19 protein-coding genes and 4 pseudogenes are annotated in these 23096 nt (G+C 55.2%); 14 read left to right on the top strand and 9 right to left on the bottom strand.

What is annotated here, in order from left to right; all coding sequences use genetic code 11:
• Positions 1-62: 62 nt before the first annotated feature.
• Both ACP0GE_RS01235 and ACP0GE_RS01240 read right to left on the bottom strand, forming a co-directional pair.
• Entirely contained in the window at positions 63-2420 is a 2358-nt protein-coding gene (locus ACP0GE_RS01235; RefSeq protein ID WP_424830185.1) for a PIG-L family deacetylase, read from the bottom strand.
• Between the two features lie 43 nt (positions 2421-2463).
• On the bottom strand, positions 2464-3618 hold the full coding sequence (locus ACP0GE_RS01240) for an ROK family protein (RefSeq protein WP_424830186.1): 1155 nt from the start codon (positions 3616-3618) through the stop codon (positions 2464-2466).
• Positions 3619-3730: 112 nt separating this feature from the next.
• On the opposite strand from ACP0GE_RS01240, the gene ACP0GE_RS01245 reads away from it, so the two are divergent.
• The 6 genes from ACP0GE_RS01245 to ACP0GE_RS01270 all read left to right on the top strand — a co-directional run bounded on the left by ACP0GE_RS01245 (position 3731) and on the right by ACP0GE_RS01270 (position 10240).
• Complete coding sequence (locus ACP0GE_RS01245; protein ID WP_424830187.1) at positions 3731-4987, top strand: extracellular solute-binding protein; 1257 nt, start codon at positions 3731-3733, stop codon at positions 4985-4987.
• A 70-nt stretch (positions 4988-5057) separates the two neighbouring features.
• Positions 5058-5951 carry a carbohydrate ABC transporter permease gene (locus ACP0GE_RS01250; protein WP_424830188.1) on the top strand — a complete coding sequence of 298 codons (894 nt, stop codon included), beginning with the start codon at positions 5058-5060 and terminating at the stop codon, positions 5949-5951.
• Positions 5952-6030: 79 nt separating this feature from the next.
• A complete protein-coding gene (locus ACP0GE_RS01255; protein WP_424830665.1) occupies positions 6031-6834 on the top strand; it encodes a carbohydrate ABC transporter permease in 804 nt (267 codons plus the stop codon).
• Positions 6831-8315 (top strand): argininosuccinate lyase, encoded by a 1485-nt coding sequence (argH, locus tag ACP0GE_RS01260; protein WP_424830189.1) that lies wholly within the window; start codon positions 6831-6833, stop codon positions 8313-8315. Before ACP0GE_RS01255 ends, argH begins: the two co-directional genes overlap by 4 nt.
• A gap of 3 nt (positions 8316-8318) precedes the next feature.
• Positions 8319-9374 carry an ABC transporter ATP-binding protein gene (locus ACP0GE_RS01265; protein ID WP_424830190.1) on the top strand — a complete coding sequence of 352 codons (1056 nt, stop codon included), beginning with the start codon at positions 8319-8321 and terminating at the stop codon, positions 9372-9374.
• Positions 9375-9451: 77 nt separating this feature from the next.
• Positions 9452-10240 (top strand): carbohydrate kinase family protein, encoded by a 789-nt coding sequence (locus tag ACP0GE_RS01270; RefSeq protein ID WP_424830191.1) that lies wholly within the window; start codon positions 9452-9454, stop codon positions 10238-10240.
• A gap of 51 nt (positions 10241-10291) precedes the next feature.
• Here the strand turns inward: ACP0GE_RS01270 and ACP0GE_RS01275 are convergent.
• Positions 10292-10480, bottom strand: a pseudogene (locus tag ACP0GE_RS01275) (IS6 family transposase); the annotation flags it as partial.
• An 89-nt stretch (positions 10481-10569) separates the two neighbouring features.
• On the opposite strand from ACP0GE_RS01275, the pseudogene ACP0GE_RS01280 reads away from it, so the two are divergent.
• From ACP0GE_RS01280 to ACP0GE_RS01300, 5 genes and pseudogenes are all read left to right on the top strand, one after another.
• A pseudogene (locus ACP0GE_RS01280) lies at positions 10570-10761 on the top strand (DDE-type integrase/transposase/recombinase); the annotation flags it as partial.
• 196 nt (positions 10762-10957) lie between these two features.
• Complete coding sequence (locus ACP0GE_RS01285; RefSeq protein ID WP_424830192.1) at positions 10958-12373, top strand: hypothetical protein; 1416 nt, start codon at positions 10958-10960, stop codon at positions 12371-12373.
• Between the two features lie 286 nt (positions 12374-12659).
• Positions 12660-13091, top strand: coding sequence for a hypothetical protein (locus ACP0GE_RS01290; protein ID WP_424830193.1), 432 nt, complete (start codon positions 12660-12662; stop codon positions 13089-13091).
• A gap of 17 nt (positions 13092-13108) precedes the next feature.
• Positions 13109-13696 carry a hypothetical protein gene (locus ACP0GE_RS01295; protein WP_424830194.1) on the top strand — a complete coding sequence of 196 codons (588 nt, stop codon included), beginning with the start codon at positions 13109-13111 and terminating at the stop codon, positions 13694-13696.
• 195 nt (positions 13697-13891) lie between these two features.
• Positions 13892-14560 (top strand): annotated as a pseudogene (locus tag ACP0GE_RS01300) (IS3 family transposase); the annotation flags it as partial.
• 489 nt (positions 14561-15049) lie between these two features.
• Here ACP0GE_RS01300 and ACP0GE_RS01305 read toward each other — a convergent pair.
• From ACP0GE_RS01305 to ACP0GE_RS01320, 4 genes are all read right to left on the bottom strand, one after another.
• Positions 15050-15202 (bottom strand): hypothetical protein, encoded by a 153-nt coding sequence (locus tag ACP0GE_RS01305; RefSeq protein ID WP_424830195.1) that lies wholly within the window; start codon positions 15200-15202, stop codon positions 15050-15052.
• A gap of 30 nt (positions 15203-15232) precedes the next feature.
• A complete protein-coding gene (locus ACP0GE_RS01310) occupies positions 15233-15475 on the bottom strand; it encodes a hypothetical protein (protein ID WP_424830196.1) in 243 nt (80 codons plus the stop codon).
• 76 nt (positions 15476-15551) lie between these two features.
• Entirely contained in the window at positions 15552-16682 is a 1131-nt protein-coding gene (locus ACP0GE_RS01315; protein ID WP_424830197.1) for a hypothetical protein, read from the bottom strand.
• 705 nt (positions 16683-17387) lie between these two features.
• A complete protein-coding gene (locus ACP0GE_RS01320; protein WP_424830198.1) occupies positions 17388-18314 on the bottom strand; it encodes a LysR family transcriptional regulator in 927 nt (308 codons plus the stop codon).
• Positions 18315-18461: 147 nt separating this feature from the next.
• On the opposite strand from ACP0GE_RS01320, the gene ACP0GE_RS01325 reads away from it, so the two are divergent.
• The 3 genes and pseudogenes from ACP0GE_RS01325 to ACP0GE_RS01335 form a co-directional block, all read left to right on the top strand.
• A complete protein-coding gene (locus tag ACP0GE_RS01325; RefSeq protein ID WP_424830199.1) occupies positions 18462-19493 on the top strand; it encodes an alpha/beta hydrolase in 1032 nt (343 codons plus the stop codon).
• 99 nt (positions 19494-19592) lie between these two features.
• A complete protein-coding gene (locus ACP0GE_RS01330; protein ID WP_424830200.1) occupies positions 19593-20471 on the top strand; it encodes a hypothetical protein in 879 nt (292 codons plus the stop codon).
• Positions 20472-20759: 288 nt separating this feature from the next.
• Positions 20760-21138: pseudogene (locus ACP0GE_RS01335) on the top strand (IS5 family transposase); the annotation flags it as partial.
• 118 nt (positions 21139-21256) lie between these two features.
• On the opposite strand, the gene ACP0GE_RS01340 reads toward ACP0GE_RS01335, so the two are convergent.
• Together ACP0GE_RS01340 and araD1 are read right to left on the bottom strand one after the other, a co-directional pair.
• Positions 21257-21886 (bottom strand): GntR family transcriptional regulator, encoded by a 630-nt coding sequence (locus ACP0GE_RS01340; RefSeq protein WP_424830201.1) that lies wholly within the window; start codon positions 21884-21886, stop codon positions 21257-21259.
• Positions 21887-22073: 187 nt separating this feature from the next.
• Positions 22074-23063 carry an AraD1 family protein gene (araD1, locus tag ACP0GE_RS01345; protein WP_424830202.1) on the bottom strand — a complete coding sequence of 330 codons (990 nt, stop codon included), beginning with the start codon at positions 23061-23063 and terminating at the stop codon, positions 22074-22076.
• Positions 23064-23096: the final 33 nt, after the last annotated feature.

Here is a 23096-nt window from a genome sequence, read left to right on the forward strand (position 1 = left end):
CGAGTGTACCGGCGCTGAGGCCAGGGCATGGAAGAAGATGAGAAGAGTGTTCAGTAGCGGGTTTAGGACCGCCACGTCAGCATGTTGGCCATCAGCCGGTAGGCTCCTGGAACAAGGTGGTCCATCTGGTAGTGCAGATTCAAAGCAGCATGCACATGCCTGCCGTTGCCGATCCTGGCTGCAAGAAGGGCACCTGTCAGAGGGTCTTCGCCTTCATCGGACATCGACAGAAGAGGCTCATAGGCTATGTCCCACGACTTAGCAAAATACAGGCCGCGCTCTTTTTTCCAGCCTTGCCAGTCGGAAACACCAATACGATTGGGTGTCGTTAGCAGAGGATGCTCTGGCTTCAATGCTGCGACCCGGGCGCCCGGGTCTGTAACGCGCCAACGCAACGACGGCTGGCCAATTTCAAGCCTTTTGGGTGGTGTGCGATCGGGATCCCAATTGTCCCAGGGTCGATGATAGAGCGTCACAAGCGTACCGCCCGCATGCGTCCAATCATGCAGGGCGGGCAAGGCGTCGAGCAAGCCCGCACGCATCTTGAACGCAAAGACGCCGACAAGGATAGTATCGAATTGCGCCAGCCGCTCGGCATGGTTCAGATCGTCATCTTCCAATGCGGTGACGTCAACGCCAACCTGCTTCAGCCAATGGCCGACCTGATCATTTCCGGCGCCGATATAACCTACGCGCCCTTCAGGAATGTTGGCCGACAGAACCCGGATTTTCAGCTGGGCAGGCTCTGCCAGAAGGCGCGGCGTGATATGAGGTGCGTCGATCAGCCGGTAAGTCTGCACCGGCTCGGGGCCTGACATCAGCGGCAGGGAATAAAGCCCCTCGGCCACGCCATTGGGCAAGGTCAGTGTTCCGTGGCCGGAAGAAAACTCGCACCGCCATCCTTCGGGCATCTTCAGATGAAGATCCGGAAGGATCCGCAGAGCATCAGAGAGATCAATCTCGATCTGTTGCGCCTGCGTTTTCAGGTTCAAAACAAAACGATCCTGTGTCAGCGGAACAGCCCGGGCTGGTGCGGCCAGCGGTGTGACCTCGAATGGCAGACGGGATCGGGTCGTGACGCCATTGGCCGTTATTGTCAGGTCAAGACAGGGGGCGGTGGGGCTATCGGGAAAATAGCAGTCTGGGTACGGGTCGCTTGATGAGGTCTCCGCATCCAGATGCAGGGCATCGCCGACGTGCTGCCAACCGACGGATAAGTGCGGCGCAATTTCGACCTTGGACGCCTGACCTTTGAACAGCTCTGTTTCAAATTTGCTCGCCCCGCCAGCCGGGATCACATCATCGGCTACGCGGCCACGCGCCTCAACACCTGCTGCGATGCGGATCACGCGGGACAATTGCGTCTCCTTGCGGGTCAGCTTGTGCATGACCTCGGGGACCAATTCTGCAGGGCAGAGCTGGATTGCCTCTCGCACAGCGGTCAGAGCGGCGCAGGCTTCGCTCAGGATGGCGGCGGTGTCGGGGAAGCTGGCGATAGCAGCGTCCATGTGCCGTTGTGCCCGGCTGAGAGCACTCTCGGCCGATAGTACCGGCAGCTCATCCAGACGCTGAGGAAGCCCGCCAAATAGGCTGTCTTCAGGACCATCGACACGTGTACGCAAAAGGTGCAGAGGGTAATTGCGCTCGACACCCGCGGGAACCCAGACGCCCATGCCCTGACTTGCGTGGCAAGAGCGGCTTTGTTCGCCGATTTGGGCGAAACTCCAACCAGTGATCGGGTCTGGGGCGTCAAGTGAAACACACAGGGATTCCGGCGGCGGCGGGGTTTCGTCGTCATAGGCTTGTCCCGCGCCGGACCATGCGGGCAGGTAAACTTTGCGCACCTCCCAGGGGGTTAGATCACTGTCGGTATAGTTGGGATCGGCTGCACACTCGAAAGCCAGGTCCGCAATCTGTGTCATCGCGCGGTGGTGGCCGTGTTGTCCCGGCACATCCAGGAAGGTGGAGCAGATGATATCGGGCCGTTCCAGACGCAGAATGTCCACCATGCGTTTCAGTGTGCGTGAATGACCCCAGCGGTTTAGCGTATCCTGCCCGGATTTGGAGAAACCAAAATCGGTAATACTGTCGTCCGGGGACTGCGACAGCCAGTACATGCGCAGATTCAACACATCGCAGGCGCGTTCCATCTCGGCTGTGCGAAACGCTCCAAGCGCTGCGCCTGTGTGCGTTCCAAGATTGTTTTGGCCCCCCTCGCCACGAGTAGAGCAGGCGTAACTGACATCGACCCCGTCGCGCAGGGACAGGGCCGCCAGAAGGGCCGAGTGTTCGTCATCCGGATGCGCACCGGTGTTCATGAAAGACACAACGGATTTCAACGGGGCCAAAGCGCGCCAAAGCTCTACGATCCGGGGCTTTCGGCTTTCGGCATTGATGCGTTCGGGGTCGGACAAGGGCATGAGAAAGCTCCGAGGCGGGATACGGCGCGTCTGAGGGATCGGGTCAGGGCGACAGGGTTTTGTTCAGGATCAGCGCAGCCGCGCCATGGGTGACGGTCATCGGGCCACACACACCCGCCTGCAGGCGGGGCAGGGGGCTGTCGGCCCGGTTTGAGACAGAGTTTTTTGGCAGCACGGTTCTGCTGATCAATTGATCAAGAATCTTTGGCGGCATTGCGCCGCCCAGTATGACAGTCTGCGGATCGAAAAGGTTTTCGATGATTTGCATCGCACAGGCCAGAGCGCTGGCCGCCTGATCCATCCACACGTCCAGCCCGCTATCACCGCCTGCGGCGAGGGTTGCCAGCTCGTCGTAGCCAATGATCTCTTTTCCTTCGCCGCGCAGATGGTGCGATACGGACACGCGGCTGAGGGTGGTTTCCAGTGGGGCAACACCGCCGGGAACGGGTACCGGGATATGGCCGATTTCGCCAGCATTCCCGAATGCGCCGGGGATCAAGTGACCCTGTGAGACAAGACCCAGCCCCAGCCCTGTGCCGCAATAAAGATATGCATAACTGCGCACATCCTTGGCTGCGCCTATGATGCGTTCCGCCATTGCGGCAGCATTTGCGTCGTTGCTGACTTCGACGGGCACGCCAAGCGCATTCTGAAACAGAGGTTGGGCTGCTACATCCTGCCAACCGGGCAGATCAGTGCCCTGCCCAGATAACCCTGTATTGCCAAAGGGGCCGGGCATCACGACGCCAGCGCCCAAAAGGCGGTCGAGCGGGGCATCTACCTTGGCGAGAGCCGCGCTGCGCATATCTACAAGGATGTCGCAAATGGCATCCGACGTGGCTGAAATCACCTGCGCGCGCCGTTCGAAAACAACCTCACCAGACAGGTCTAGCAGAGCTGCAAAAACGGCATTTGGCCGAATCTCGATTCCCAATGCATAGGCCCCCGGTGGGTTCAGGCCATAAAGCACAGCTGGTAGGCCACGCCCGGTTGAGCGTGTACCCATCTCACGCAGCAACTCTTCTTCCAGAAGCTCTGCAATGATGTTGCTGACAGCCTGAGTGCTCAAGCCCAATGTGCGCGCAATTTCTGCCCGGCCCATTTGGCCATGAGATTGAATCAGAGCCAGCACAACCTGACGATTGCGCGAACGAGAGCGGGTCGAATTGGACCCCTGAGGTGTGTCTTTTGTGGCCATGAGCTATATTTAACTCAAGTGTATTGACTATTCAAGTAAGTTGATTTAAATTTTCACGATGATCGGGCCGGCGCTGCCAATGTGCCGAGTCGCGTTATTGGGAGGATAAGACATGAGAACACACCTGAAACGGTTGGCTTTTGCTGGCCTGACTTCTTTTGCTGCACTGACGTCAACTGCGGCGACTGCGGATGTTGAAATCGAGTACTGGCAGTATTTCTTCGATGCACGAGTCGAAGCGATGGAGCAGTTGATCGAGAACTTCGAGGCAGCAAATCCTGGCATTACCGTAAAGATGTCTCACTTCCCATATGCGGATTATCGCACCAAAGTGGCCGCGGCCATTCCTGCGGGCGAGGGCCCCGATGTCGTTCAGCTTTTTTATGGCTGGCTGAATGACTACATTGACGCTGAACTGATCCAGCCGCTACCTGCAGATGTCTTCGATCCGGCGCAGGTGGATGCGGATTTCTTCCCCATGGTGCAGGCGATGAAGCGCGACGATCAGTATTATGCGTTGCCGACCGCCGTGCGTTCGCTTGCGCTGTTCTACAATGAGCGTCTGTTTGAAGAGGCCGGGATCGACAAGGTGCCTGAAACTCTGGATGAATTGGTCGAAGCCGCCAAGGCCTGCACCAAGTATGATGGCGCAGGCAACATCACGCAGGTTGGCATTACAACTGGCATGAATGCGCAGGATCACCATTGGTTCCGCGAAGTTCTTGTCCGCCAGTTCGGCGGCGAGCCTTATCAGGACGACTATCGGACCGTGAACTACGCCACCGAAGCCGGTGAAAAGGCGTTGGCCTTCTACACGGGGCTCGAAACCGAGCACAACGTCACCAAAGCCGGGTTCATGGACGAGCCGCAGGCGGCCTTCAAGGGCAGCCGGGCCTGCATGCATATCGATGGATCATTCCGGATCGGTTCGTTGAATGATGTGCGCGGCCTTAAATGGGGCGTCGCGGAACTGCCCGCGAATGCGGAAGGTGAGCGCGCCAATTACAGCTCGTATTGGGTGAATGCGGTGACCACCAAAGCCGACGGTGAAAAATACGATGCCGCGCTGAAGTTCATGGATTACATCACCTCGGACGAAGCGATGCAGATTTGGTTGGATGTGGTCGGCGAATTGCCTGCCAAACCTTCGGTGGGCATGACAGATGCCAACGCCAAAGATCCGATCTTTGGTCCGTTCATCCGCGGACTGGCCTATGCCAACACAACCAAGTTCGCCAATGAATCAGCCCAACGCGCCGAGATGATGCAAATGGTCGAGCGCGTTTTCCTGGAAGACGCTGCGCTTATGGACAGCCTGCAAGCTGCTGCTGCCGCTGAACAGGCCATACTGGACGACTACTACGAGTAAGCTCCCTGTCCCCTCCCGGCCCCGGCGATAAACGATTGTCGCCGGGGCTAAAAAAACCGGACTCTTCACCATGTCATTTTATCGCAATCTCACGATCCGCCAAAAGCAGATCCTGTGGGCCTGGGCTTTTCTTGCCATTCCGGTGGTCTTCTATTCGGTCATCCGATTTTACCCCACCGGTAACGCCATTCTGATCTCGTTTCAGGATTGGAACCTTTTGGGGGATCGCACCTGGGTTGGCTGGGAAAACTATGTCAAGCTGTGGCATGATGAGGTGTTCTGGAAAGTCTTTCGCAATACCTTCGCCTATCTGATCCTGGGTACTCCGATCTCGCTGATCATCTCGTTCACCATCGCCTATCATCTGGATAAGGTGCGGTTTGCCCATGGTTTCCTACGCATGCTTTATTTTCTGCCCTTCATGACCAGCGCCGTTGCAATGGCATGGGTCTGGCGCTGGTTCTATCAGGGTGTGCCAATCGGGTTGTTCAACAATATCCTGGCAAGTTTTGGCATTTCTCAGATCGAATTTCTCGGATCTACTGAAACGGCGCTGCCTTCGGTTCTCGCGCCAGCGGTGTGGGCCGGACTGGGATTTCAGGTGATCATTTTCATGGCCGGCCTGCGGGCGATCCCGACTTCCTACTACGAAGCGGCACGGATTGACGGGGTCGGCTGGTTCACGATTCTGACGCAGATTACCCTGCCGCTGTTGCGCTCGACCATCGTGTTCATCGTCGTCTTCTCGTCGATCGGATTTTTGCGCATATTCGATCATGTTTTCAACATGACCACGAACAATCCAGGCGGCCCGCTGAATTCGACCAAGCCACTGGTTCTGATGATCTATGATACCGCTTTCAATTCGTTCGACATGGGATATGCCGCGGCACAGACTGTGGTTTTGTTCCTGATCTTGCTCGTCGTCAGCCTGATCCAACTGCGCCTGCTGAGGAGCACCTGATATGAGCGTCACGGAAAGCCTCAAGCCCTCGAGCACAAGCCTGCTACAAAATCAGCGCGCCACGGGCGGGTCCCGCAATATGGGGCAGATCCTGCGCTGGCTGGTGCTTTTCCTGGGCGGGATTCTGATGATCATGCCCATTGCTTACATGATCTCGACCTCGCTGAAATGGCCGCACGAAGTCTACAACGTCAACTTGATCCCCGAAGAACCGACTCTGGAGAACTATACCTACGTTCTGGAAGATGGCCGGTTTTATATGTGGTTCCTGAACTCGGTGATTATCGCCACAGCGACGACGATTTCGAATCTGCTGTTTGACAGTCTCGTTGGGTATACCTTGTGCAAGTTCCGGTTTCCCGGCCGCACGCTGGTCTTTGTCGCGATCCTGTCGACCTTGATGATTCCAACCGAAATGCTGGTGATCCCGTGGTATTTGATGTCGCAGCAACTCGGCTGGCTGAACAGTTATTGGGGCATCATGTTCCCCGGGCTTATGACGGGTTTCGGCACCTTCCTGATGAAACAGTTCTTTGAAAGCGTGCCAGATGATTTCATCGAAGCCGCCCGGATCGATGGGCTGAACGAACTACAAATCTGGTGGACCGTGGCCATGCCGCTGGTGAAACCGGCGCTGGCTGCACTGGCGATCTTTGTCTTCCTTGGCAACTGGACAGCCTTCCTGTGGCCTTTGATCGTGTCGAACTCGGTTGAGATGTATACGATCCCGGTCGGGCTTTCGAGCTTTGGCGACGAGGCAGATGTGGCGTGGGAACTGATCATGACCGGGGCTGCAATCTCGACGCTGCCAACGCTGCTGTTCTTTCTGATTTTCCAGCGCTTCATCATTCGGGGCGTGGTCATGGCGGGGTTGAAAGGATGACGGACAACAGCGTTTTCCCTGACAAGACATACGCCGACACGGTGCTTGAGCCGTTGTTCGAGGGCGTAAAGATTCACTTCGCCGAACACATGGCGCAGATCGACCGGGCTCATCTGGTCATGCTGGGAGAAACCGGAATTCTGAAGGATGAGGATTGCGCAAGGCTGGCGCGGGCGGTCGATGCTGTACATGAACAGGCGGACCTGGAAAACCTGACCTATACCGGCGAATTCGAAGATTACTTCTTTTGGGTCGAGGCCGAGCTGCGCAAGCAGCTTGGGGATCTGGGTGGGGCACTGCACACCGCACGGTCGCGCAACGACATTGACCATACGGTGTTCCGCATGGCCCTGCGATTGCGGGGCGAGGCCCTGTTGGGGCAGGTGCTGACACTGGCCGCTGCGTTGTTGGAAAAAGCGGTGCAGGAAAGGGACACTCTGATCGTTGCTTATACCCACGGTCAGCCCGCCCAACCGACGACCTTCGGGCATTATCTGGCCGCTGCGATCGAGGTGCTCTTGCGTGATGCCGAGCGTATTAGCGCAGCCCTTGATCAGATCAACCATTGCCCTCTGGGGGCCGCCGCAATCACGACCTCGGGCTTTCCAATCGATCGGGTGCGGACGGCAGAACTGCTGGGTTTTGCAGCACCAGTGCAAAACAGTTACGGCTGTATCGCGTCGGTGGATTATGTCACCGGCTTTTATTCCGCGATGAAACTGATGTTCCTGCATTTAGGGCGGGTGGTTCAGGATATGGCCTTCTGGTCCAGTTTCGAAGTCGGGCAGCTATATGTCCCCAACGCTCTGGTGCAGGTCAGCTCGATCATGCCCCAAAAGCGCAACCCGGTGCCGATTGAACATCTGCGCCATTTGTCCTCGGTCACCGCCGGACATTGCGATACCATGCTCGCGACAATGCACAATACGCCCTTCACCGACATGAACGACAGTGAAGGCGAGGTGCAGCAGGCGGGTTATGCTGCCTTTGCCTCAGGCGAACGCGCGCTAAGTCTGTTGACGGCTTTCCTTCCGGCCTGCTCGATCAATGCGGCCAATGTGTCCCGCAATGGCGACGCTGCCTGCATCACGATCACTGAATTGGCCGACACCATGGTGCGTAGCGAAGGCCTTAGCTTTCGACAGGCGCATGAGGTTGCAGCCACCACCGCGCGTGCTTGTATCGCATCGGATCGCCCGCTGGGCGCAGGGTATGATGCATTTTGCGAGGCGTTCAGGGCTTCGACCGGCGAAGCACCGGGTTTGTCCCCAGATGATTTTAGCGAGTCGGTCTCGATGGAAGGGTTTGTCTCTCGCCGCGACCGTTTCGGGGGTCCTGCCGCCGCGCCAATGAATCAGGCGTTTGACGGATATCATGCCAAGCTGGCTGATCTGCAAACCCATAGCGCCACCCGGCTGACCCGACGGAAAACCGCAAAGGACCAGCTTGAACAGGCGTTCAGGTCAACAATGGAGCCGTAAACCGTGGCAAATCTCTCTTTAAAAAATCTAGTGAAATCCTACGGTCCTGTAGATGTGCTGCACAGCATAAACCTGGACGTCGAGGATGGAGAGTTTGTGGTCTTTGTTGGCCCATCGGGCTGCGGGAAATCCACGACGCTGCGTATGATCGCAGGCCTTGAGGACGTGACAAGCGGTTCGATCATGATTGGCGACCGTGAGGTGAACAACCTTGAGCCCAAGGATCGCAACATCGCCATGGTGTTCCAGAATTACGCGATCTACCCGCACATGACGGTGAAAAAGAACATTGGGTTCGGATTGCGGTCATCGACTTTGTCCAAACCGGAAAAAGAAGATCGCATTCAAGAGGTCGCCAAAATACTCGGGATGGATCACCTTCTGGATCGCAAACCGGACGCTTTGTCCGGCGGGCAGCGTCAGCGGGTTGCGATCGGCCGGGCCATGGTGCGCGATCCGGCCGTATTTCTGTTTGACGAACCTCTGTCCAATCTTGACGCGCAGCTTCGTACACAGATGAGGCTTGAGATCAAAAAACTGCATCAGCGCGTGGGCAGCACGATCATCTTCGTCACCCATGATCAGGTCGAGGCGATGACGATGGCTGATCGGATTGTGATCATGAAAGACGGCTATATCCAGCAGGTTGGAACCCCGGAAGAGGTTTATCGTACCCCGGTCAATGCCTTTGTGGCACAGTTCGTGGGGGCTCCCTCGATGAACATGATCCCGTGCGAGTTTGCAGCGGGGCAAGTGACGCTACCTTCTGGCGAAGTCCTGGCCATGGCGAGATCGAACGCGCAGTCGAGTCAGGCGTTGCTGGGCGTGCGTCCGGATGACCTCAGTTTGGTGGACTCCGGAGCCATACTTGAAGGCAAGGTCACAGTTCGCGAACCCCTGGGGTCAGAAACCCTGATCTATGTCGATACCGGCAGCCAGGAGGTGGTCGCCAAAGCTGATGGCCTGAACCCGCCCGGGGTTGGAGCGGTTGTAAAGCTGGGCGCTCCGCCCGAGGCGTTGCATCTGTTCGACTCAAAAACCGGTGAGGTTCTGTCGTGACGGCGGCAAGCGCGTCAGGACAGGTGTTATGTGTCGGCAGGCTCTACTGCGATTTGGTTTTTACCGGGGCGTCGAACATGCCCGTTCCGGGAACCGAGACCTTTGCTAACGGGCTTTTCGTGGACGTCGGTGGTGGTGCATTCATCACCGCGGCCACCCTCGAAAGCCTGGGACGCCCCGTTGCATTGATGGCTACGATCCCGGCCGAACCGTTTGGCACAATCATTCGTCAAGATGCCGTGTTCAGACGGATTGACAGTAGTCTTTGTCAACCCGCCCCTGCCGGGGTTGATCCACAGGTAACCGTCGCGGTCACAACGCCGGACGACCGTGCGTTTCTCAGCCGCCGGGCCGGACCTGCATTGCCAAGCCTTCGTGCTGAACATTTCGATGGGGTCACTCACCTTCATATCGGCGAACTGAGCAGCCTCGTCGAGCATCCTCAGCTGATCCCATTGGCGCGTCAGGCAGGCGCTTCGATTTCACTTGATTGCGGCTGGGATGTGGACCTGATCCAGTCCGGGACCGACCTGGAAGAACTGATCCGGTCTGTCGACGTCTTCCTGCCAAATGACGGCGAGTTTGATTTGCTGCGCAACGCCGGGATCAATCCAGAAGCCGCGCCCCTGACGGTGGTCAAGTCCGGAGCGGATGGGGCCTATCTGATCCGCGACGGCGAACGGTACGTGACTGATGCCCCCTGCGTGTCGGTCGTGGACACGACGGGCGCAGGAGATGCGTTCAATGGCGGGTTCATTGATGCATGGCTAAAGGGGGCGGGTGATGTCGAATGCCTGGAAGCTTCGGTTGCCAGCGGGTCAGTGGTGGTGCAGTTCCCAGGGGGAACAGGGGCACTGAAGCGCTAGTCTTATTGGCTGGACCTGTCCCGTTTTCGTGCCGCTCCGATTGCTCATTCATGCAGCTTCAGCAATGAGGCCCGCATATCGGCTGACCCAGCGGTTTAGAGATGCATGATCCAGATCAACGCCGCGTTTCGCCATGATTTTTTCCAGATCCCGGTATGAAACACCGTAGCGTAAGTAATAGAATACCGCGTGCAAAATCACATCTTTCGGAAAATGCGCACCCTTAAATGAGATCGTCACGGCCTGCTCCTGTCATATTCCAGCCCGCGTTAACAGAACAGCGTTCGACCTGACAGGTGGGGGCGGAGTTTGCAACAGAACCGAGGCGGAAATACCTAAATAACATCGTGGAGCAAGATCACAGGTTCATCAAAAGATGAACTCGCCCGATGCTTAGCTTCAAGTCATTCGAATCTGCATCTGCAACTCTTTCAGGTATCGAAGTCGCGCACATGATCCGCAAAGGCCAATTCACGCCCGGACTCTGTCCATTTCTACAGTTCGCAGAACTGGCGGTCTAACCCATCTGCACAAAGGTGGGTTTCCGAACAACCACAAACTTTGCAACGGAACCCTCGCAAGATGTGTGAAAATTCTTGCCTAATCGACTTAACTCAAGTAGCTTCCAGTATTTATTATTATTGATCCAATACATTCTAAAATGCGCTGTTTTTAACCTCAGCTCATTAATTTTAACATATTTTTTGGAGAAGTATTTTGGCTAAAACTCCGACAATTGCACCGACAAAGCTGCAAAAACCACAACCTGACCCTTTCAACCTACAGGCCGAAAAAAGGTACGTATTCAACGAAACCGGCAACATCATGATGGCTTCAACCGAGATTGGAGCAGAAGAAATCTCGCAGGAGGTCCGAGATGTATTCGCCGAAGTTTCGGTTTTCTTTGCGGCCATGACACGCGCCATGTCCACAACGATCAACCCGAAGACCGGCAAGTTCTATTCGATCTATGACTACGAGGCGATCGAAGGCATTGTGGCTGGTTCAGGGCTATTCATCCGTGTGAGCGAGGAGGACATAACCCATGAAATGTCATCATGGGGTGTTACGGTAAGCAAGGAACTGATCGAGGGCCTGCTTGGACTGGCGACCGGATCGGGGGAAATGGCCTTCGCGCAGGCAATGGTGTCTTCCATCGGCAAGCGTGGCCTGGAGATCAGCGGAAAAAACAACAAGAGCGACGGTCGTGTCGGCACGATCGTTTTTGTCTGCGAATATCTGATGGGCATGCCCGTAATCAGTGCCCTTGTGTGCTATGTCGACTCCAAGATTGCCAGCCAGAGTTTCACACTCGGCCCCTGTATCAAAGAGCAATCGAGTTCACTGCATTTACTCTTGCACAAAGACACTTACATGTTCGTTACGCCCAATTTCATTCGTAAGTATGCGGGCGATCTGCTGTCGGCTGAGAGCGACCTGGAATACCTCGAACTTGTTGACTTCCTGCAAGACCTGGTCGAGCGCAAGCCCACCGTGACCGCTGTGGAGACTCCCGCCGGTAATCCAGCTCCAACCACGCTTACCCCGAACCAGCCCTATTTCATATTGGGCGCATTCCTGACCGAGGTAACGGGCATCGATCCGAAGTCGGACCCCAAGATCACCTTCACGGTCGACTTCGACGGCGGTGAGAGCATCCCTGCAGCAAACCCGCAGTCCAGCGTGGTCGGGTTCACACCGACGCAGCCGATGTCCAAGGCGACCCCGGCGACCATCGTGGCTCATATTACGACGGGCAAAGCACCAAACCAGAAAACAACCAAGCAGAATATCGTGACAACCGGGACCGCCTTCACCGTTGCAGAACCCAGCTCGCCGAGCAATACGCCACAGGTGAACGGAATCTTCGATTCCCATAACACGAAGATGACGGGCGACTTAACGGTTGGACAAACCTACAAGGTAAGTGGGACCAACCTCCTCGGCGGTCACGCTGCCAGTGGTGTAACCGTGGAGGTTGTGGGCTCGACGCCGCAAGCCCTGTCTTTGGTTGGAACACCCACCGACAGTGACATTTCGTTCAAGGTGGACCATGCGTTTTCATCCAAACCGGTGACCATCATGGCAGATAGCACAAAGCTTGCCGCAACCGCACGTACCTCGGCAAACTGAGTGTTTCCGTCCCTTTGGGCGAGACGCGATGATGCGATGTCAGGAACCTTCTGCAGGTAGGCTTCCCGTTTTTCTGGTGTTGCCCAGAACGGTGTCCGCGCCCACAGCGAGGCAAGCGGCGCGATCATTTGATCCACCGGAGCTTGCTGACGTAGTCTTGGTTCGTGCGATCCCTCATGTTCCGACTTTTTTCGCATACGCGCTTCGCGTCTACGATCTGGCCGCATTACAGGAATGACAAAAAAGATAACGGAAGCAAAACACATTACAAATAAGAGGAAAAATAATGCTTAAAAGATGCTTCAAAAGTATTATGCAAATTGTGCTTATCGGCACGTTTTTCGTTGTTACCGGTTGCAATCTTTTTCAGGATACGGGACCGCTAAACAATACGATTATCTACCGTGGGCTTGATGCCAAAAGTAAAACGGGGAAGGCCATATTGTCGCCAAGCCAGTTTCGATTTAACCCAGACCTGTCCACCACGACCGATGTGGCTGTTCTCGAGAAACCTTGTACCTTCGCATTCACGGTTGACGACAATGGAAATGTCTTGGGCTTGCCGGGGTACACGGCGATGAACACACCAACTGAGCAGGACCCGAACCATTGGAGCATCAATCACCCTGCCAATGTCAGTGCGGATGCCGCCAAGAAAGCGGTGAGCGACTACGCAAAGGAAAACCCTGCATCGCTCAGCCCGGTCGCATGTCAGTAGGTTGGCCCTGATCCAACGTGGCTACGTATCATCACGCATACGAGATCGACAGGGTTGCTTACCTTGAGTCGCTCGAGCCGCTGGAGCATCTCCACAATGAGGAGCGACTTCTTCAATTGGCAAAGCGCGGGGCTGAAACAGCCGCGCGCTTTGACGAGCACGGGTTTCTTGTTGCCATACGGCAGGATCAGGATTGGTTCGATGCTGATATTGATGAGCTTGAAATCGGCCCATTGCTTCTTGTTCAGATGGTGCCCTACCTGACCCCGGCGCACGCTTTGCCAGCCCACAACGTGTCGCGGGCGCTGGCCGCATTGTCGAATGAACCGCGCGCCGGTGGGATGCATGACGCGCTGAGGGCTTGTGTTTTCGGTGAACCCATCTCCAAGTTCTTCCCTGAAACACCTTGGTATGAGGCTGTGAAATTCGAGCGCTTTCTGGATCATTATTGCGGCTGGCTGTCTTCGGACAAATGCGGAAAGCTACTGGGTCTTTTTGAAAGTGAAGCATCAACGTTTCAGGATATCCTTCCTGGCATACGACAATTATTGGCACCCATTGCATCTCAGAATACAAACCCATTGGTTCTTGCACTGGAAAGGTGAACGCTTGTTTGGGTCCAACGCCAACGATCAGGTCGGTCGCTGCAAACAAGAAGTCGTTGGTACCATGTGGACGCGTCATCGAAGGCGCACGCTCTACGGCTTTGTAACGGAACCTGTCGCGCATGCATCTAGCGAGCGCATGGTCCAATTAATTGTTAGGTCGAAAGTCGGCTCATGATCTCGCTCAAAGGCGCGCATTATGGCTATCGCAGGATCGCTGCACTGCTGAGAGAGGCTGGGTGGTCTGTTAGCGACGGGCGGGTTGAACGGCTTTGGCAACGAGAGGGGCTGAAAGTGCCAGTGGAACAAACGAAGAAAGGGCGGTTCTGGCTGAATGACGGATCATGTGTCCGGCTTCGACCGGAGCATTGCAACCACGTGTAGTCCTATGACTTTGTTCACTGCCGAACCGATGATGGCAAAGCCTTCCGGACGTTGAACATCCTTGATGAGCACAGCCGGGAGTGCGGCGATTACAGTGAAGCGGAAGCTGAACTCGGTCGATGTGATTGATGCCCTGACGGATCTGTTCATCCTTCGTGGTGCACCCCGTTTCATACGTTCAGACAATGGGCCGGAATTTGTTGCCCAGGCCGTCAGGGATTGGATTGCCGCTGTCGGGGCCAAGACAGCCTACATCGAACCAGGAAGCCCGTGGGAGAACAGATACTGTGAAAGCTCTAACGGCGGTTCAGGGATGAGCTGCTCAACGGTGAAATCTTCTACAGCCTGCGCGAAGCTCAAATTCTGATCGAACAATGGAGGAGACACTACAACACAAAACGTCCCCACAGTGCACTGGGCTATCGCCCGCCATCGCCCGAAACCATCATCCCGATGGATCAAAGGCCGATGATGCACTAACAATCAAATTGGACCAGTCAGATGAGGCTGCTCACGACTTACTACGGTTGTCGTAGCCTCACCCAATTGCCGCTTCAGGGCCGCCGCTTGGTAGGTATCTCATTCCGCGACAGTGACCCCGTCGACTTGAAACTTTGGCATCTGTCGTGCCCCTTATTGTGATCTACAATTTTGCGCTGGTTCATCTCACTGCGGAGATCCAAGCACTCCATACGCAACCGCTCCAGCAATGGCGAGCAGTACTATTGCAACTAACGGTTTCCAGAACTTCCAAGCAACGAACCCCGCCAACGCAGCCGGAAATAGAGCATACCACCATTCGGTGAACTCAAATACCTCCAATGAGCCCCAGAATGCCGCGACAGCTGCTACCACACCTACAACTTCGCTTGTGTTAACCGGTACGTTTCCAGATGTTGAGTTGCCCCTTGATCCGCGCCCCGAAAGCCAACTTTGACTGGGCTTATTCCTTACCTGCTCTAACTCATCTTAAATGCCGTGCATGTTTTCACGTCTGCGGGCTATCTCTGCGTCCCTCTCTTCCGCTCGGCGAAGTGCCTCGTTACGTTTGCGGTTTTCGATTTCGTTGGATTCAATAGGCATTGGTTCTAAATCCTCATTTTTAAATTCAATAATGGCCATACCGGTCCAGTTAACTGGCTTTGAAATAAGCTATTTTGGCTCGCGGGTGCCCGATCCCGCCGCCTTGATAACTTGATCGCGAACCCAATGATCCGGCACCTCTGCACCGACGATTTCGCGCACCTGATCAACCGCGGCGCTACGCTTCATTTCAAGAGTATGCCACAGTGAGACGATAGTTTCGACCCGCTGAACTGTGGGAACCGGCCATTCCGGCTTGGCGCCCCGGCCCTCTTTCTTTTCAACCGAGCAGCGGCGCGGCGACAACGCCAACTTGTCCCGTCATGCCTTCGTCCCAAACAAAAAAGCCCGACCGCACGGGCCGGGCAGATTGGACAAAGGTGGCTTTCTATTGACAATTGCTTGGATCAGCTCGACAGGCGGCCAGCCGTTCTCGTTGCTTTATTAAGTCTGCCTCCGCTTGCAACGCCTTCGCCTGATCAGCTGCGCTCGGGCCCGCTACGGTTGCAACGGTGGTGTTGATCGTGCCAATTGCGTCAGAGGTACCGGATTCTGATGCATACTTGAGATTTGTAAGTGCGCCAGAATCTGAGAATGCTACCTGGAACTCCTGTTTTCCGAAAGCCGGGCGAGAAGGCAACGGGATCCCATATTCGTTCGGAAACCCTGGATTGATTTCTTTTGTGTGTAACGCCAACAGCAACTCAGCATTCCATAATGCAGTTGATTTTGGGGTGCCCGTTGAAGATTGCACCTCCTCCTTAACCACAACAGCGACTCTCGTCAGTTGTCGTGCTTTGAGTGTATCAAGTTGTTTTTGTTTGGTTTCACTATCGTTCTCGATCACGGGTGGTTCCAAGTTTTTGATATGATCCTTGGACGGACGGACAACGACATCGCCTAGTTTCGACTCGAGATGTTGGTTAAGGAAATCCTGATGAACTTTGGTCGCACCGACTGGTTCTAAAGTTATTTTCCCAGCCATAGGTACAACCACCGGCGCGGAGTACTGAAGTGTAAGAATCCCCGCCTTGTTTCCGTGCTTCTTAATGTAAGCACATGGTATTGAAACTTTGGGGCCCTCCTCTTTGTCATCACCTCCAACTGGCGCGGCGGCCGGCGCCACGAAATCGGCAGGGTTAGATTTGAGAAGTGTAGCCGAAGCCAAAGTCAGAGCGGCTTTGACAATCTGACCAGCAGTTCCTGTCTGCACCGTATTAATGGATTTCAGTCTTCCATCATCATAAAATACAATTGCCACGTTAGGGTCGGTAAAGGTCGCCCTAAGCTCTGTCAGATTAAGGCTACGAGGAGAGTCGAAATCTGCGGAATTCACAATTACAGGGTTCACTGCGTTGGCAACTTCAACCTGATTGCCTGCGCTACAATTGACGGCTCTCGATACATCCAAGCGCAAACTACTTTTCGTAAGGTAGTACTTTGTTGAGGCATCAGGGATCTTTGTACAACTAGATAGCATCAACAATGCCAAACCAATGTACAAACCGGAAATATTCATTATCCCATCCTCTATTACTTAATCTAAATGCCGATAGGCTTGCACGGCGCCTCCATCATCTCAAGTAAATTCCGCCCGCGTTCACTGACCTAGCCATAGGTCTCCTGCCACCCAGCAATGATGTCATTGCGCAATCCGCAAGCCAATGTTCCTCAAACAGCAAAACCTGAGATTCAATATGGACGGACAAACCACCGAGATCTAAAACTCCACCCTATAGTTGTTGTCAATTGCACCGTGATTGAAGCGCTGAAAGGGGTTGAAAAGAGGTCATGTTGGATATGATCAAGGGGTTGGTCTTTATTTAGCACAACCATGGCAGCTACGGCAGCGTCAGGCGCAACTGCGCTGAGTTGTCTGACGTCAGCACCAATGGGACAGTCTAAGTCGATTTGATAAGAGAGGGTTTCTGGCTCATCGTAACCGCCGAGGGCAAGCTGCGTGGCAAACAAGCCAAGCTATCTAAGAAGCAGCGGCGTGAACTCTGCCGCGTGCGTGGCACGCCGATGCCGCAGCCGAGCCCGATGATCCCTGCAAGCAGCGCCGGGCGAGAGACCGCCCACCGGATATGGGTCTGCTGCCAATGCTCGAGCGCGGTCAGCATCCCGCAGTGGTTGTTTCTGGTCTCCAATACCTGTGCTAGCGGCACGTCGTGCCGTTGGGGGAATCCTCGCGTGCAACCATCGTCCCGGCTCGAATACCTGATCAGTCGGACTTGGTGATCTCCAATGCTTGTTCCCTCAACCAATTGACCGCTGGATTGAAGCGGCTGCGCTCGTGGCGGATCAGGTAATAGGGGAAACCGTAACTTGGCTGAAACGGAGCTGAACAAAGAGAGGTCAATTTCTGGACTTGCTTTGCCAGCCGCTTGGGAACAGCTGCAACTGCATCCGTCTGTCCTACCAAAAAAGGTAGCGTGGTGAAGTAGGGCTGCTGGAATACGGCATTCGAACCGTCTCCGTCTTCCCGCATGATCGTATCCGGTTTCAAACCCGTCGTGCCCGGAAAACTGAACTCAATTAACCGGTAAGCCGAAACGTCTTGCGGAGTAAGAGCCCGTTTTGATCTTGCATGCTTTTCAAGCGGGTGGCCTTGTCGGAAAAGGACTTCGTACGTCTCATCAAATAGTTTCTGAGCGAGCAAATCGTCCCTGGCGTCCAAATCCGCGTATAGCAGCAGATCGATTGCTCCCCTTTCCAGGTCGTTAAAGCTTTGCGGCACCAGTGGCGAGACATCGAACCTTAATGCTGGTGCGGTAACTGCAAAGGCTTCCATCATTGGTCCCAGGACGGCCGCGACGCCGTAATCTGTCGAAGCGATGCGATAGCAATGGTTGGACTGTGCCGGATCAAAGACGGATGGTTTGAAGACTTCAGCTATCGCCGACAGTGCTGCATCTACAGGTTCATTTAGGCCCAGAGCATGATCCGTTAACTGGTATCCGGACTGCGTTCGGATCAGCACTGGATCACCTACCAGGTCGCGTACCCTCGCGAGGATGCGACTGGCAGCTGGCTGGCTGATCCCCAAGAGCATTGCCGTGCGTGTCACGCTGCTTGTGCGGAGCAGGAGCTGCAGGAACCGTAGAGTCCGCATATCCAGTGAAGTCAGACCATCATTCATTTCGCGCATGCCCATCATGTCATTTACGCTATCCAAATTATGCCGATCGCGAGCTAACTGACAAGTGAAGCCCAGTCGAGCACCCCCGAACAGACCTTTTGTCCATGATCTGTTGGGTGCGAAGGCCATCAAACTTAAAACGAAAGGACAGCGACAATGATTACGCGACGCATGTTCAACACAATTGCGATTGCAACATCCATGACCGGAGCTTTCGCCGCCCGGCCCAGCACTGCAGAGGCATCTGGTGACGTAGATCAATCGGCACTTGGCTCTTATGATGTTGAAACAGTGTCCTTTGACAGCTCTGGGGAAACCCTTGTTGGAAAGTTGTTGAGACCTGCTTCGGAAGGGCCTCACCCGGCAGTTGTGATCATCGGGCCTGTTGCGTTCGTCAAGGAACAATCACCAGTGCAATACGCGACCCGCCTGGCATCGCGTGGGCTGGCCGTTCTGATATTCGATCCACGCTTTCACGGAGAAAGCACAGGCGCCCCCCGACGCTACGAGTCTGGCGAAGCCAAGGTTGAAGACTGCCAGGCGGCCCTCGGATTTCTCGCCACTCAGGAAGGCATCGACGCAACCCGGCTTCATCTTCTCGGGATCTGTCAGGGTGTCAACTGGGCGATTGAAACAGCGGTGACAGACAATCGCGTGGCCTCTCTTGGAGTCGTTGCGGGTCACTATCTGACCGCGGAAACCGCAATAATGTACCTCGGCGGTGATGCCGCAGTAGAAGCGCGTATGGAGCGCGCGACCAAAGCAGCCGCCGATTTCGCAAAAACAGGGGAAGCAAGCTACATTCCAATCGTCGGCACTGAGGATGCCCTTCTGACAGCAACTGCCAGTGCGGATTGGTACTTGCCTTGGGACAACAGGGCGCCCTGGCTGACGTTCAAGGGCGGTTGGGAAAACCGCATCACCACCATGAGCGAAGCCGGCATTTGGGGCTGGCGGATCGACGAAACAGCGCCTCAACTGAGCCTGCCCGTATTGATGATCCACGGCGACAGAGCTGCAAGCGGCCCCGACATTCCGCGCCGCATTTTTGAAGAAATCGCGTCGAAGCAGAAAACACTGCATTGGATCGACAATGCCAACCAGCTTCAGTTCTACGAAGACCCGCTGATCATTGACGCCGCCGTCAATGCGCTTGTTCCGCATTTTTTTGTCTTCAACCGAAGCTAATGAGGCAGACCGCTTGGTCGTTGCAGCTGCCATAGAGCAATCATTGCAGGAAAAAGGGCGGCAACATCAATGCGTAATTACACAGGAGAATTGTTTGAGATGAAAATTCTTTCTCTATTGGTTGCTTGCACCGTGGCCTGCCCTGCTGTCGCCGAACGGAAGCTGCCGCCCTTTACTGAAGCCGTTTTGCCGATTGGAAACGATATCTATGCCGTATCGATTGGAACAGGTGGGCCAGATGAAGAGTTCGGCTCAGACGCAACCAATGGCGGGCTCTACAAGCTCACTCCTGACGGCGCCACCGAAGAAATCAAACTCTCGGATGGGCAAGGCCTGCGTAACCCGACAGGAATGGTGCGCTCTGGCAACCAGATTGTCATTGTGGATGGCAATGAGATCATCTCTACCGCTTCGGATGGCACGGTAAACTGGCGTCAGGCTCTCGGTGACGATGGTGTTTTTCTCTACGACATCGAAGCCTTCGACGAGGACACTCTCCTCGTTAGTGATTTTGGGCGGGGTGCATTCCTGTCCGTCACAGCCCAGACCGGACAAAATCAACCTTACCTCGTCGATTTAAGCATCAGTGGGCTCGCCCGCTTTGCGGTCACAGAGACAGGGATTTACGCGGTGTCCTGGGGCAGCGACGACGCTTGGGACAGCGCTTTGTATTGGGTTCCGCATTCCGGCAACGGGGATGCCGCTACAGTCGTTTCAAACGGGTTCGGTAACCTGGAATCCGTTGAAATAGTCAACGATACAGTTGTTGTCGGTGGTTATCGGGGTCACGAGGGGCACCCAAGTGCGAAGCTCATGCGCGTTGAAACCGATGGAACGGTTCACCCATTGAGCGCTGGGTCTCCTTCGCGCGGGATTTCCGATATACTCTTCGATGGGTCGTCAATATGGCTGACTTATTTCTACGACGCATCCTATGCAAAATTGCCGTCTCAGGCGGTACAAAATCTCGACCAATAGACGGTTTCTATGGCACCAGACTTCCGCCTTGGGGGCTAACTGGCGGTCCTTATCCTGTTGACCGGCGAATACAGGTGGCCAAAACGATAGCCACCCAGCTTATGTACTATTCTGCCTCTTATCGGAGCAGACCCCTTATAGGCTACGTTACGTTAACCACAACGCCCCGCGCCTCCTGACCAGGCGCTTCTTCTCCGGGCTGCAGAATAGTCATCCATTCAGGGCGAATTCCTGCGAAAACCCTGCCGCTGGTCGTGTCGTCCACACCTGACAACGTTCCTTTTCTAAAACACAAAGCTGCATGCCATCTGCGACAGCCAGGGACGCGCGCTTGATCTATTTGTCACCGCCGGACAGGTTACGACTACATCGGTGCACGGGCGCTGCTGTGCAGTCTGCCACATGTCGATTGGCTACTTGGTGATCGTGGATACGACGCCGACTGGTTCAGAGACGCATTGAAAGACATGGGAATAGCGCCTGTATCCCAGGTCGCAAGCTACGCAAAAAGCCCGTCAAATACGACAAATGCCGATACAAGAAACGCAACCGGATCGAGACCATGTTCGGCAGGCCAAAGAACCGGAGGCGTGTGTCTACTCGCTACGACAGATGTCCGAAGGTCTTCCTCTCAGCAGTCGCTTTGGCTGCAACCGTCATCTACTAGCTCTGAAATTCAATGAGCCTAGACCCAAATCTCTTCCATAGACGCCTCCAGTCAGGTTGTTTGCGAACCCACAATGGCACATCGAGGCCAGCAGGGGCGTCTACACCTTAAGAACCTCCTAGAAAACCCTTTTCAACTTTTCGATGTAATAAAGTATTGCGTTTTGCATGGCTTGCTCTGCCGCATCTGCGTCTTTTTTCCTGAACGCAGTTACGATGGTTTCAATCTCGGTATTGAGCGCCTCGGCGAGTTCGGAATGCGCTTCGTTTTCAGGAATGCTGTGCCATACACGTACGGTGATGTTGAACAGGCGATCCGATAGCTCGACCAGTGTTTTGTTACCCGCAGCCTTGCCCAGAACCTTGCGCACCTTGACGCTGATGGCGTTCAGATCATCCTGGTTACCCTGGTCGATCAGTGCCTCACACTCGGATTTCAGTGCCTCAAGCTCGTCAATCTGTTTCTCAGTGATGCGCGCAGCCGCGAGGCGGCCCATGTAGCCCTCAAGCACAAGCCGCACCTGATAGGCCTCTTTGATCAGGTTCACTTCGGATGGTGCCACCATGGCACCGGCGCGGGGGATGATGGTGACTAGCTTTTCCCATTCCAGCCTGGCCAGGCTTTCGCGGACCGGAGTGCGGCTGACGTTGAACTCTTCGGCCAGTTCTTTTTCCTTGATGATTTCGCCGGATTCATATGTGCCGGAAAGTATTCTCTGCTGAATCTCCGAGTAGATCTTTTTGCTCATCCTAACCTCACAGCGTAATCAGAAAACCGAGATACATCATTGAAATACACAGCGCAATATCATCCCTGTTCCTGTTGCATTCCAAACATGCAATCAGGTCTGCGCAATTTGTTGTGAGGATAGCCCGGGTGGGGCTGATCCTCGGGTTTTGCTTGGGCCAGCGTTCCCCGGGCCCGGCGGGTTGCTCTTACCAGAGGCCCTTTGTTTCAGGCGTGTCGAAGGCGTCTCCGAACTTGATGCTGTTCACCAGCGGCAGGCCGAAAACGGCGCATTCCAGCTCGAACACATCGCCATCTTCCATGACTTCGCCCTGTTCCGTGCTCATGACAGCGTTGCCAAAGTACAGCACGTGGATATCGCCCGGGATATAGGCGTCACGGTACTTGAAGTAATGTGCTTCGATATTGGCCAGCGAATGCAGCATGTTGTCTTCACCGGTCTTGAAGTCAGCCTGCCATTGTACATCACCCTTGCGATGCAGCGTAATCCGGGCCGAGATGTCCTTGGGCAGCGCGCCCACCAGCAGTTCCGGGCCAAGCGAGACCTGACGTTTCTTGGATTGGGCCAGATGATAGACATTCTTGAAATACATCTGCTCGTCGGCGAATTCATTCCCCAGCGCGTAGCCGATGCAATAGGCTTCGCGATTCGGGCCGATGATATAGATGCCGGCGACTTCGGCCTCTTCACCCGGACCATCGCCATAAAACGGATGCTCGACGGCTCCTCCGGGCGGGATCAGGATCTGACCGTTGCCCTTGTAGAACCATTCGGGTTGCGCGCCGAACTCACCGGGTGCAGGTTTTCCGCCGCTATGGCCAAGCTCAAGGGTTTTGAAATGATCCGGCCACTGACTTTTGTCCGCGCCGTGATGAACCTTCTCCTGCTCGTACCACGACTTGTGCGACAAGCCCGAGCCGCTGACGAAAACATGCGCCGGGTCCTCGTGGTCGATCGGGGCAAGGATGCGGTTTTCGTCCAGCGCTTTGGCCAGATCGACCTTTTCATCGCTGATTTTGTCGGCAATCACCGCCGGAATGGTCGAACCGGCGTCGATGGCGGCCAACGCAAGTGAGCGGATGTCAGCGACACCGGCCAGTTTTCGGCTGACGCCTGCCTCATCGGTGGCGCAGACGATTTTTGCGCCGTTTTCGTCCAAGATCTGTGAAAGTCTCATGTCGTTTTCCTGTTGGGTCCCAGCCCGTGCGAC

It is taken from the genome of Ruegeria sp. (assembly GCF_965243365.1).
Classification (GTDB): domain Bacteria; phylum Pseudomonadota; class Alphaproteobacteria; order Rhodobacterales; family Rhodobacteraceae; genus Ruegeria.